The 11,974-nt window shown below is 69.8% G+C and carries 12 protein-coding genes; 4 read left to right on the top strand and 8 right to left on the bottom strand.

Going from position 1 to position 11,974, the window contains the following annotated elements; translation table 11 throughout:
- From SAHL_RS06455 to SAHL_RS06420, 8 genes are all read right to left on the bottom strand, one after another.
- Positions 1 to 389 (bottom strand): NAD(P)H-dependent oxidoreductase (locus SAHL_RS06455; RefSeq protein ID WP_184947430.1); only part of this gene is annotated, 389 nt, incomplete at its 3' end.
- A 34-nt stretch (positions 390 to 423) separates the two neighbouring features.
- Positions 424 to 1,719: an arsenic transporter gene (locus SAHL_RS06450; protein WP_123590582.1), complete on the bottom strand. Its 1,296-nt coding sequence runs from the start codon at positions 1,717 to 1,719 to the stop codon at positions 424 to 426.
- A 51-nt stretch (positions 1,720 to 1,770) separates the two neighbouring features.
- Positions 1,771 to 2,193 carry an arsenate reductase ArsC gene (locus SAHL_RS06445; RefSeq protein WP_123590581.1) on the bottom strand — a complete coding sequence of 141 codons (423 nt, stop codon included), beginning with the start codon at positions 2,191 to 2,193 and terminating at the stop codon, positions 1,771 to 1,773.
- A gap of 26 nt (positions 2,194 to 2,219) precedes the next feature.
- Positions 2,220 to 2,606 (bottom strand): metalloregulator ArsR/SmtB family transcription factor, encoded by a 387-nt coding sequence (locus SAHL_RS06440; protein WP_123590580.1) that lies wholly within the window; start codon positions 2,604 to 2,606, stop codon positions 2,220 to 2,222.
- Positions 2,603 to 3,133 carry an arsenate reductase ArsC gene (locus SAHL_RS06435; protein ID WP_123590579.1) on the bottom strand — a complete coding sequence of 177 codons (531 nt, stop codon included), beginning with the start codon at positions 3,131 to 3,133 and terminating at the stop codon, positions 2,603 to 2,605. The genes SAHL_RS06440 and SAHL_RS06435 overlap by 4 nt, the downstream gene beginning before the upstream one ends.
- 210 nt (positions 3,134 to 3,343) lie before the next feature.
- Positions 3,344 to 4,021 carry an HAD family hydrolase gene (locus tag SAHL_RS06430; protein ID WP_123590578.1) on the bottom strand — a complete coding sequence of 226 codons (678 nt, stop codon included), beginning with the start codon at positions 4,019 to 4,021 and terminating at the stop codon, positions 3,344 to 3,346.
- Between the two features lie 4 nt (positions 4,022 to 4,025).
- Positions 4,026 to 4,346: a DUF202 domain-containing protein gene (locus tag SAHL_RS06425; RefSeq protein WP_123590577.1), complete on the bottom strand. Its 321-nt coding sequence runs from the start codon at positions 4,344 to 4,346 to the stop codon at positions 4,026 to 4,028.
- 84 nt (positions 4,347 to 4,430) lie between these two features.
- Entirely contained in the window at positions 4,431 to 5,531 is a 1,101-nt protein-coding gene (locus SAHL_RS06420) for a permease (protein ID WP_123590576.1), read from the bottom strand.
- 146 nt (positions 5,532 to 5,677) lie between these two features.
- Between SAHL_RS06420 and SAHL_RS06415 the strand changes: the two genes are divergently transcribed.
- From SAHL_RS06415 to SAHL_RS06400, 4 genes are read left to right on the top strand one after another with little or no spacing between them, the layout of a single operon-like run.
- On the top strand, positions 5,678 to 6,169 hold the full coding sequence (locus tag SAHL_RS06415; protein WP_123590575.1) for a GbsR/MarR family transcriptional regulator: 492 nt from the start codon (positions 5,678 to 5,680) through the stop codon (positions 6,167 to 6,169).
- Complete coding sequence (locus SAHL_RS06410; protein WP_123590574.1) at positions 6,162 to 7,298, top strand: efflux RND transporter periplasmic adaptor subunit; 1,137 nt, start codon at positions 6,162 to 6,164, stop codon at positions 7,296 to 7,298. Before SAHL_RS06415 ends, SAHL_RS06410 begins: the two co-directional genes overlap by 8 nt.
- A complete protein-coding gene (locus SAHL_RS06405) occupies positions 7,295 to 10,420 on the top strand; it encodes an efflux RND transporter permease subunit (RefSeq protein ID WP_123590573.1) in 3,126 nt (1,041 codons plus the stop codon). Before SAHL_RS06410 ends, SAHL_RS06405 begins: the two co-directional genes overlap by 4 nt.
- On the top strand, positions 10,417 to 11,835 hold the full coding sequence (locus SAHL_RS06400) for a TolC family outer membrane protein (protein WP_245968416.1): 1,419 nt from the start codon (positions 10,417 to 10,419) through the stop codon (positions 11,833 to 11,835). The genes SAHL_RS06405 and SAHL_RS06400 overlap by 4 nt, the downstream gene beginning before the upstream one ends.
- Positions 11,836 to 11,974 lie beyond the last annotated feature (139 nt).

Genomic DNA, 11,974 nt, shown 5'->3' with positions numbered 1-11,974 from the left:
GTGCGCCCTTGGGTCGGGCGCATGCCGCCGATCGACAGCGGCAGCCAGTCGATCTGGGACTTGAATACGCCGGAGACGTTGCCGTGGCGCTCGGGGCTGCACCAGACTTGGCCCTCCGACCAGAACGACAGCTCGCGCAGCTCGGCGACTTTCGGGTGTTCGGCGTCGGTCTCGTCGGGCAGCGGCAGGCCGTGCGGATCGAAGATGCGTGTCTCGGCTCCGAACGCCTCGAGCAGGCGGGCGGCTTCCTCGGTGAGCAGCCGGCTGTAGGAGCGCTCGCGCAGCGAGCCGTACAGCAGCAGGATACGCGGCGCATGATCGCTAGCGCTGGGCGTCGCGTCGGCGCGTACGGTCAGGTGTTCGGGGTCGAGATTGGGCAGGTCGTTCATGGGCATGTCGATATCGGTTCGCGGTCTAGGACAGTCACTGGCCCAGCACTGCCAGCCAGCCGGCCAGCGCGGTCAGGGTGGCAAGCAGCACCGGCACCGTCAGCACGATGCCGATCCGGAAATACTGGCCCCAGCCGATGGTCAGGCCCTTGCGGGCGAGCACGTGCAGCCAGAGCAGGGTGGCGAGGCTGCCGATGGGCGTGATCTTGGGCCCGAGATCCGAGCCGACGACATTGGCATAGATCATCGCCTGCTGGGTGAGATCGGACACCTGGCTGGCATCGATCGACAGGGCCACCACCAGCACCGTCGGCATGTTGTTCATGATCGACGACAGGAAGGCGGCCAGAAAGCCGGTGCCCACGGTCGCCACCCACAGCGACTGGTTCGACAGCAGATCGAGTACGCCCGCGAGCTGGGCGGTCAGGCCCACGTTCTGCAGGCCGTAGACCACCAGATACATGCCCAGCGAGAAGACCACGATATCCCAGGGCGCGCCGCGGATGACCTTGACGTTGTCCACCACGTGCCCGCGGGCGGCGACCGCCAGCAGCACGGCCGCACCGATGGCCGCGACCGCGCTCACCGGCACGCCCAGCGGCTCGGCGACGAACAGGCCGACCAGCAGCAGGGCCAGTACCCACCAGCCGGCGGCGAACACGGCCGGGTCGCGGATCGCGGACTGCGGCTCGCGCAGGTCGCTCGGGTCGAATCGCGCCGGGATATCGCGCCGGAAATAGGCATAGACCACGCCGATCGAGGCGAGCACCGAGACGATATAGACCGGCGTCATCACCGCCGCATAGCGGCCGAAGCCGAGATCGAAGAAATCCGCCGAGACGATATTGACCAGGTTCGAGATCACCAGCGGCAGGCTGGCGGTATCGGCGATGAAGCCGGCGGCCATCACGAAGGCCAGCGTCGCGCCGGCCGAAAACCCGAGCGCGAGCAGCATCTCGAACACGATCGGTGTGAGGATCAGCGCCGCCCCGTCGTTGGCGAATACCGCCGAGACCAGCGCGCCCAGCAGCATCACCAGCACCAGCAGGCGCGGGCCGCGCCCGCCGCCGTAGCGGGCCACATGCAGCGCCGCCCATTCGAAGAACCCGGCCTCATCGAGCGTCAGGCTGATCAGGATGATCGCCACGAACGTGAAGGTCGCGTTCCAGACGATCCCCCAGACCGTGGCCACGTCGGACAACCCGACCACGCCGGTGGCCAGCGCGACCAGCGCGCCGGCCGCTGCGCTCCAGCCGATGCCCAGCCCGCGCGGCTGGGCGATCACCAGCGTCAGCGTGGCGACGAAGATCAGAATGGCGATGACGGTCATGAACGATCCTGGACAACGAGACGGGCCGGCCGCGGCACGGCCGGGGACGGGCTAGCGCGAGGTGGCGCTTTGCTCGGCGAGCAGGGCGCGTACGTGCTCGCAAACACGATCGCGCGTGCCGGCGAACACGGCCGCGACCTCGGCCGCGCTACCGGTGGCCCCGGCGGGATCGTCGATGGGCCAGTGCTGCTTGTTCGTGCCGGCCGGCAGCAGTGGGCAGTGCTCGTCGGCGTGGCCACAGACCGTGACCACCAGATCGGCCCAGTCCAGATCGGCGTCGGCCAGGATCGCCGACTGCTGGCCCGAGATATCCACGCCGGCCTCGCCCATGGTCGCGACCGCGTTCGGGTTCAGGCCATGGGCCTCCAGGCCGGCCGAGCGCACGGCGATCGCGTCGCCGCCCAGATGCCGGGTCCAGCCTTCGGCCATTTGCGAGCGGCAGCTGTTGCCGGTGCACAGGTAGAGAATATTCATCGAAAGTCCTTGACAAACGGGGCGGATCAGTTGCTGCAGCGCCCGTCCGGGCGGTCGGCCATATGAGCCAGCCGGCGGGCGTCATCGGCGAACGGCGGGCTGTCGGCGTGTTCGGCGACCACGGCGTCCAGTGTCGTGCGTGTCCAGAAAGGCAGCGTGTCGGCCAGGCGGTAATGCACCCAGATACGCTCGCGGCGGTCGGCTACCAACCCGGTCTCGCGCAGCAGCTTGAGATGGCGCGAGATCTTGGGCTGGGACAGCTCCAGCGCGTGCACCAGTTCGCAGACACACAGCTCGCCGTGGGTCACGATCAACGCCAGACAGCGCAGGCGCGTGCTGTCGGCCAGGGCCTGGAAGACGGCTTCCGGCGCCGGCGCGACGGCCGAATGTTCTGTCGCAGCGGGCGCGCTCATGCCTCGGCCCCGGCCGTGTCGCTGGCATCCACGCGGCCGATGGCATCGACCTCGGCCTGCAGCCGGAACCGGTCGAGCGAGGCAATCGGCAGATTGGCGAACAGCTGGATACGCGCGCGCATGGCGTAGAACGCCTTGCGAAATGCCTGCCGGCGTCTGGCCTCCTCGCCTGCGATCTGGGACGGATCGTCGATGCCCCAGTGCGCCGTGACCGGGCGCCCCGGCCAGGTCGGGCACGTCTGGCCGAGCGTGACGTCGCAGACGCTGAACACGAAATCAATGGTCGGGGCGTCGTCGCGCTTGAACACGTCCCAGTGTTTCGGGTAAAGCGCGTCGGTGGCGATCCGCATGGACGTCAGCAGCTCGGCGGCGAGCGGGTGGATGTGTTCGCCCGGCTCGCTGCCGGCGCTGAACCCGCGCAGATGCGTATGCGAGAGGCCGTTGAGCAGCGCCTCGCCGAAGATGCTGCGCGCACTGTTGTGCTGGCACAGGAATAGGACGTTATAGGTTCGCTCGGTATCGCTCATGGATGCGGCTCCCCGTATATTCGAAATTTAGAATATACGGAAGATCGAATATTGCAAGCAGCGAGAGGTCGAAGCGCGCGCAGCGTGGGTTGTCGTAAAGGCTCGCGGCACGCACGCGGGCAGGGCGCCACGATAGCCGTGCCACCGAGCGGGCCGATGCGGTGGCCGCGCGCTGAATTCAACGCGCGGGCGTGCGAAGCGTGAGTGGGGCTACGCCCCGGCGCTCAGCAGATCGGGCAGGCGGCGATAGTCGGAAAAACGCGTCAGCACGGCCTGGGGATGGGCGCCGATCGCGCCGTGCGGGTCGTAGCCGAACACGCGCATGCCGGCACGCCGCGCGGCCTCGACGCCGGCGTCGCTGTCCTCGATCACGGCACAGCGTTCGGGGGCGACGCCGATCGCATCGGCGGCGTGCAGGAACAGGTCCGGCTCGGGCTTCCAGACGCCGAGGGGGTAGGCGCTGAACACGGCCTCGCCGAAATAGCCGGCCAGCTCGGTGGCGGCGAGTGCGGCGGCCAGCTTCTTCTCGGGGCCGCTGGAGGCCACACACAGCGACAGACCGCGCTCGGCGAGCGCCTCGATCGCGGCGTGCACGCCCGGCATCGGCTGCAGCGCCTGGCCGAACAGCTCGATCATGTAGGCACGATAGCGGGGCGTGAAGTCGTCGGCCACGCGTATCCCGTGGCGCGCGGCCAGGGTGTCGATCATGGTCTCGAAGCGGCCGCCGCGAAACTCGGCCTCGATCGCCGCGGCATCGAGCTCGATGCCGTGATCGTGCGCGAACAGGTCGGCCATGCCCTGGGCGTTGAGCCGTTCGCTGTCCACGAGGGTGCCGTCGCAGTCGAAGATCACACCGTCGAACGGGCGGGCGTCGTCGCGGTCGGACATGGGCTCAGCCGGGACCGGGGTGGTCGTCGTTTTCGGCGCGGCGTTCGAGCGGGCGCAGGCGGCGCTCCTCGGTGGCAAAGCGCAGAACGCCGAACAGCGCCGTGAGCACGCCGGCGGCGACCATCACGATCGCGGCCGCGAGCGCGGCATCGTGCTCGAACCACTTCGCCACGATCGCGCCCAGCCCGGCCAGGGCCACGGCGGTACGGATATAGGCCAGCAGCGTGCGCTCGTTGGCCAGGCGCGAGCGCGACAGTGCCAGCCAGTCGCGGGCGATCAGCTGGGCGGGGTCGATGGCGTCGTAGGGGCTGCGGCGGCGTTTCAACGGCGTGACGATGGCGAGGCGGGAGCACCATTGTACGATCCGTACGTTTTCGGTTCCTTGAACGGCCCCGGCCGTCGCCCCGCTTCAGTGCCCGTGGTGTGCGCAGTGCGCTGCCGGTGCCTGACGCGACAGATACCACAGTCCCAGGCCCACGACGCCGAACACGAGGTTCAGCCAGAAGGTGTAGTCGAGCTTGAAGAACTCCATCGAGCCGACGCCGGTCGCGGCCGCATCCGGCGCCCAGCCGGCGAGCGTGAAGACCACGTCGATCAGAAAGCCGGTGAGCACCATCGCGACATACAGCAGGACGCCGAGCTGCGCGGCCAGCTTCGTGCCGTAATAGCGGCGATAGACCAGCAGCATCGGGATCACGATCAGATCGCCGTAGATGAAGGCCAGCGCGCCGCCGAAGGAGATGCCGCCGTTGAACAGGGCTGCGGCCATGGGCACGTTGCCGACCGAGCAGACGAAGCTGACCACCGCGACCAGCGGTCCGACCAGCGCGTTCTCGATCATCTGCAGCCAGCTCACGCCGTCGCCGGAGGACAGGAACACCGCCTGCCAGAAGCTCTGCGGCACCCAGACGACGATGGTACCGGCGACCACGATGCCGATCACGATGTCCTTCCAGATCATCGACCAGTCCATGGCGAAGCGCGCCGCGGCCGTGCGCCAGCCGTCGAGGCTCAACGGGCTGGGGACATCGCCGGCATCATCCGCCTGGTCATCGGATTCCGACTCGCGCACGCGCTCGAAGGCCGCGATCGGGCCGAACGCCTTCATCAGCAGCGCCATGATCGCGATCAGCACCACGCCGCCGACGAACTCCGCGACCACGAACTGCCAGCCCATCAGCGACCAGAGCACGAAGCCCAGCTCGACGACCAGATTGGTGGCCGCGATCATGAAGGCGAGGGCCGCGGTGACGTGCGCGCCGCGTAGAAAGACGCTGCGGCTCATCGCCGCCGCGGCGTAGGAGCACGAAGAGCTGATCGCGCCGAAAAAGCCCGCGCGCGCCAGTGAGGCGGGGCGGTCGTCGCCCATGACCTGCGCCATGCGGCGCTTGGGCACGAACGCCTGCACCGCGCCGGAGATCGCGAAGCCGAGGACCAGCGCCCAGAGCATCTTCCAGCCCATCCCCGCGATGGTGTAGAGCGTGTCGCCTGCCATGGAAACGAGATCCATAGGTGCCTCGTCGTCGGATGCAATGCATGAAATCGATAACTCGACCGTAGCCGTCGCCCCGGGGGTGGGATCAATCCGGATTCTTACGAGGGTCGTTCGGAGCGTTCAGTATTGATTGAACGCTGGCGACCGCATAGGCTGCGCGCATGCCGACCGATCCGCCCGCCGCCGTCTCCGTGTTCATCGAACGCATGGGCCTGTCCGCGCAGGCCGACGGCCTGCCGCGCATCGCCGGGCGCATGCTCGGCTGGTTCATTCTCCACGGCGGGCCGGCGAGTCTCGCGGACCTCGCCGAAGCGCTGGAAGTCTCCCGTGCCAGCGTCAGCACCAACGCCCGGGTGCTGCGCGACCTCGGCGTGCTCGAGGCCACGGCCCGCCCCGGCGACAGGCAGGACTACTACCGCCTGGCCGATCGCCACTATCTGCCGATGCTGGAAGGCTACGTCGAGCGCATGGCCACACTGCGCGATGCGCTGGCCACCGCCGAGCGCGATCTGCCCGACGACTGGCGCGACGCGCAGAGCCGGCTGGTCGACATGCACCGGTTCGTTGACACCGCGCGCGATCACACCCGCGATCTGATCGAGCGGCTGCGTCGCGACGATCGAGGACCGCCGGAGGGTGACGGTCATGGCTAAGGCGCCGACGGTGCGCCCGATCTGGATCGTCGCCGCCATCGTGGCCGCGCTCGCGGCCTGGCTGGCTTCGGGCATGATCGGCGGCGACGAGCCGGCGGCCGATGCCCCGGCCCCGGCCGAGACCGAGGCGCGCCCGGTGAGCGTGGCGGTGCGGGACTCGACCGCCGAGCCGGTCTGGCGCGAAGTCGAACTCAACGGCGAGACCGCGCCAGACCGCGCGGTCACGCTCCGGGCCCAGACCGCGGGCCGGGTCGAGGCCGTGGAAGCCCGGCGCGGCGCCCGCGTCGAGGCGGGCGAGGTGCTGGTGCGCATCGCCCTGGCCGACCGCGTGTCGGCCCGCCAAGAGGCGCGCGCCGTGGTCGAGCAGCGGCGGCTGCAGTACGAGGCCGTGCGCCGGATGTCGGAGAAGGGCTACCAGACCCGTACCGATCTGGCGCAGGCGAAATCCGATCTGGAGGCCGCCCAGGCGCGGCTGGCCGAGGTCGAACAGGATATCGACGACACCGTCATCCGCGCGCCCTTCGACGGCGTGCTGGAGACGCGGCCGGTGGAGATCGGCGATTACGCTGCGGTGGGTGACGAGATCGCGCGCGTGATCCAGCAGGACCCGTTCGTGGTCGAAGCCGACCTGGCCGAGGGTGACGTCGCGTTCGTCGAGACCGGCCAGTCCGGCCGCGCGCGCCTGATCGACGGCGAGACGGTCGAGGGGACCGTGCGCTACGTCGCCACCGAGGCCGACGAGGCCACCCGGACCTATGCGGTGGAACTCGAGGTCGACAATCCGGGTGGTCGCCTGGTCTCCGGGGCCTCGGCCAAGCTGTACCTGCCGCTTGAGCGGGTCGAGGCACACGCGGTGCCGGCGGATCTGCTCACGCTGGACGAGGCCGGCCGCATGGGCATCAAGACCGTGGACGCCGACGGCCGCGTGGCCTTTCACGCCGCGCGCGTGGCGCGGAGCACGGCGGACACGCTGTGGCTGTCGGGGCTGCCCGAGCATCTGCGCCTGATCACCAGCGGTCAGGGGTTCGTGCGCGCCGGCGACGCCGTGCGGGTGGTCGAGGAGGCCGAGGCTGCCGCCGGCGACCAGCGCCCCGCGGCGGCGGGGGCGGAGGGCGCCGGCACGCAATGAACGCGCTGATCGCGAGCGCCTTCTCGCGGCCGCGCACGGTCGTGCTCGGTCTGATCGTGATTCTGGTCGCGGGCGTGATCGCCTACAACGGCATCCCCAAGGAGTCCTCGCCCGATATCACCATCCCCACGATCTACGTGTCGATGACGCATCAGGGGATATCGCCGGAGGACGCCGAGCGTCTGCTGGTCAAGCCGATGGAGCAGGAGCTGCGCGCCATCGAGGGCCTGCAGGAGATGAGCGCGACGGCCTCCGAGGGTCACGCCAGCGTGATCCTCGAGTTCGAGGCCGGCTTCGACCCGGACGCGGCCCTCGACGATGTCCGCAACCAGGTCGACATCGCCAAGTCGGAACTGCCCGACGAGACCGACGAGCCCACCGTCAACGAGATCAACGTCGCGCTGTTTCCGGTGCTGGTGGTCAATCTCTACGGCAACGTCGCCGAGCGGGTGCTGGTCACCCTGGCCGAGAACGCCCAGGACGAGATCGAATCCATTCCCGGCGTGCTCGAGGCCGACATCGCCGGCGACCGCGAGGAGCAGATCGAGATCAACATCGATCCGCTGCGCCTGGAATCCTACGGCCTGTCGCTGGAGGAGGTGTTCAACTCCGTCCAGCAGAACAACCAGCTGGTGCCGGCCGGGGCGCTGGAGTCGGGTTCGGGGCGCTTCTCGATCAAGGTGCCCGGCGTGATCGACAACCTCGACGCGCTGCGGGCCACCGCGGTCAAGCGCGCGGGCGATCAGGTGGTCACGGTGGCCGATGTGGCCAGCGTGCGCCGGGCCTTCGCCGATCGCGAGAGCTTCGCCCGGCTCAACGGCCAGCCCACGGTCGCCCTCGAAGTGACCAAGCGCATCGGCGCCAACATCATCGACACCAATCGCGCGGTGCGCGCGGCGGTGGCCGACATGCAGCAGGGCTGGCCGGCGGCCATCCGGGTCAACTTCTCGCAGGACGAGTCCGAGGACGTCACCCGGCTGCTGGGTGATCTCCAGAACAACGTCGTCAGCGGCATCGTGCTGGTGATGATCGTGATCGTGGGCATTCTGGGCCTGCGCGCGGGCACGCTGGTGGGCGTGTCGATTCCCGGCTCCTTTCTGCTCGGCATCCTGGTGCTGGCCGGGCTCGGGCTGTCGGTGAACATCGTGGTGCTGTTCGCGCTCATTCTGGCGCTGGGGCTGCTGGTCGACGGTGCGATCGTGGTGGTGGAACTGGCCGATCGCTTCCTCGCCGAGGGCGAGACCCGGGCCTCGGCCTATAGGCACGCCGCCCAGCGCATGGCCTGGCCGATCATCTCCTCGACCGCGACCACGCTGGCGGCCTTCGCGCCGCTGCTGTTCTGGCCGGGCGTGGTCGGCGAGTTCATGCGCTACATGCCGATCACGCTGATCGCGGTGCTGTCGGCCTCGCTGGCCATGGCGCTGGTCTTCGTGCCAACGCTCGGCGCGGTCATCGGCGGCTCGGCCCCGGACGGCGCCGCCGCGGTCTGGCAGCCCGGCCAGCCACTGCGCGGCTTCACCGGCGCCTATGTGCGCACGCTCGAGCGCTTCGCCCGACACGCCGGCAAGACCCTGTTTGCCGCGGTGCTGCTGTTCGTGGCCGCGATCGTCGGCTACGCCACGTTCGGCAAGGGCGTGGAATTCTTTCCCGACATTGCGCCCGACAACGCCGTGATCCAGGTCCATGCCCGTGGCCAGCAGTCGGTCGCGGAGTCGGATCGGCTGGTGCGGCGGGTCGAGGAGCGCGTGCTGGCCATGGATGCCTTCGAGTCGGTCTACACCCGCACGGGGTCGGGCCAGTCGTCGTTTCGCGAGGGCGCCGCGGAGGATGTGATCGGCCAGATTCAGATGGAATTCAAGCCCTGGGGCGTGCGTCGGCCGGCCGACGCCGTGCTCGCCGAGGTGCGCACGGCCATCGCCGGCATTCCCGGCGTGCAGACCGAGGTCCAGGAACAGGCCCAGGGCCCGACCCAGGCCAAGCCGGTCGAGATCCAGATCGCGGGGCCGGGGATGGATGCGCTGGAAACGGCCACCGACTTCGTCCGGCGCGGCATGGCCGAGGTCGGCGGGTTCACCGACGTGCAGGATTCGCGCAGCGCCCAGGGCCTGGAGTGGCGCATGGACGTCGATCGCGCCGAAGCCAGCCGTTTCGGCGCCGATGTGGCCACCATCGGCCAGGCGATCCAGCTGGTCACCCAGGGCATCAAGGTCGGCGAATACCGGCCCGACGACGCCGACGACGAGATCGACATCCGGGTGCGTTTCCCGGAGTCGTCGCGCACCCTGGCCGACCTGGACGCCCTGCGGGTGCAGACCAGCGACGGCCGGGTGCCGATCGGCAACTTCGTCGAGCGCGTGCCCGCGCCCAAGGTCGAGAGCATCGAGCGCACCGACGGCCAGCGCACGATCACGGTCGAGTCCGGCGTCGCCGAGGACGCGCTGGTCGCCGAGCGCCTGGGCGCGCTGCGGGACTGGATGGGCGAGCACGTGGAATCGGCCGGGCTGGACCCGCGCGTGGATATCGCCTTCAAGGGCGAGGACGAGGACCTGCGCGACGCCGAAGCCTTCCTGTCCAAGGCCTTCGGCGTGGCCGTGGCGCTCATCGGCGTGATCCTGCTGACCCAGTTCAACAGCTTCTACCAGTCGTTTCTGATCCTCTCGGCGGTGCTGTTCTCGACCATCGGCGTGCTGCTCGGGCTGCTCGTCGCCGGCCAGCCCTTCGGCGTGGTGATGAGCGGTATCGGCGTGATCGCGCTCGCCGGTATCGTGGTCAACAACAACATCGTGCTCATCGACACCTTCAACGTGAACCGCGCGGCCGGGCTCGATGCCTGGAACGCGGTGCGCCAGACCGGCGCCGAGCGCCTGCGTCCGGTCATACTCACCACCGTGACGACGATATTGGGCCTGCTGCCCATGGTGCTGCAGATGAACGTGGACATCATCGGCCGTTCGATTACCTTCGGCGCGCCCTCGACCCAGTGGTGGACCCAGCTCGCCACCGCCATCGTGGGCGGGCTGCTGTTCTCGACCGTGCTGACGCTGATCCTGACCCCTTGCCTGCTCGTGCTCGGCGCCCGCGCCGGGGACGCCTGGCAGCGGCGGCGGGGGCGCACCGCATGAGACGCGGCGCGCGGGCGGCTGCGCTGGCGCTGGGCGCGATGCTGGTGCTGGCCGGGCCGGCACAGGCGGCGCAGAATCTGCTCGACACCTACGAGCAGGCGTTGCGCAACGACCCGGATCTGCTCGGCGCCGAGGCCGAAGCCGGGGCCGCGGGGGCGCGCTATCGCCGGGCCCGCGGACAGCTGCTGCCCCAGCTCTCGGCGAGTGCGAGCTATTCGACCGTCACCCAGGATCAGACCTTCGAGCGCCCCGAGAACGACGGCGCGACCGGCGCCGATTTCTTCGCCACCGACGACGGCGCGACCACCTCCGACCAGCAGTCCTACTCGCTTGATCTCACCCAGCCGCTGTTCAACTGGCGCGCCTGGCAGGAAAAGGATGCCGCCGACGCCGACCGTGCGGCGGCGCGCGCTTCGCTGTCGGTCGCCGAGCAGGATCTGATCGTGCGCGTGGCCCGGTCCTATTTCGACGTGCTCGCCGCGCGTGACGCCCTGCGGGCCGCGCGCGAACAGCGGCGCTCGATCCGGCGCCAGCTCGATCGGGCCGAAGCCGCCTACTCGGCCGGCCTGGAGCCGATCACCGATCAGCAGGAGGCCCGATCGAGCCTGGACAGCGCCGAAGTCGACGCGATCACCGCCGAGAACGAGCTGGCCTCGGCCCGGGATGCGCTGATCGCGCTCACCGGCCGGTCGCCGTCGGCCCTGTCGGGCATCGACGTCGACACCGCGGTGCCCGAGGCGGAAAGCCCGGCGCAGCGCGACCGCGAGGCCTGGCTGGTCACCGCGCTGGATCGTTCGCCCCGGATCGCCTCGGCGCGGGCGAGCTGGCGCGCGGCGCGCCAGCGCATCGCGGCCGAGCGCGGTGGTCACCTGCCGACCGTCGACCTGGTCGGCAGCGTCGGCCGCCAGGAGCAGTTGTTCCCCATCGGCGGCGGTCAGGCCAATCTCATCGACGAGACCCGCTCGATCGGCGTGCAGCTGCAGATGCCGCTGTTCTCCGGCGGTGCGACCAGCGCCGCGGTGGCCGAGGCCGAGTACGAGGCCGAACAGGTGCGGCTGGATCTGATCGCGGCACGCCGGCAGCTGATCATCGACATCAACGACGCCTGGCGCGACGTGGACGCGACCCGGCGCCGGCTGGCCGCGCTCGAGCGCGCCATCGACTCGGGACGGACCGCGCTGGAGGCTGCCCGGGCCGGCTATCGACTGGGCAACCGCACGATACTGGACGTGATCGACGCCGAGATCACGCTCGTCCAGCGTCGCGCCGATCGCAAGCAGGCGTGGTACGACCACGCGCTCGCCCGGCTGGAGCTGCGGGCGGCCGCGGGGGTGCTCGGTTTCGACGGACTGGCGCGCATCAACGCACGTCTGCACGGGGCGCCGGCGATGGCCGGAGACGGCGCCCGGGGCTGAACCGGTGGTGGGCTGCTATAGTGACAATCCGTGCTGTCAGACCGGCCGCCGCCGCGCGCCGACGCCGGTTTCGAGGGCGCGTCATAATTCGATGAACGACGACTGCGAGGAGACGGCCGCGCCCGCCCGGCGGCCCCGG

It is taken from the genome of Salinisphaera orenii subsp. halophila YIM 95161 (assembly GCF_003732545.1).
GTDB lineage: Bacteria > Pseudomonadota > Gammaproteobacteria > Nevskiales > Salinisphaeraceae > Salinisphaera > Salinisphaera orenii_A.
The sequence above is the reverse complement of the archived record's forward strand: the minus strand, read 5'-3'. Positions and strand labels throughout refer to the sequence as shown.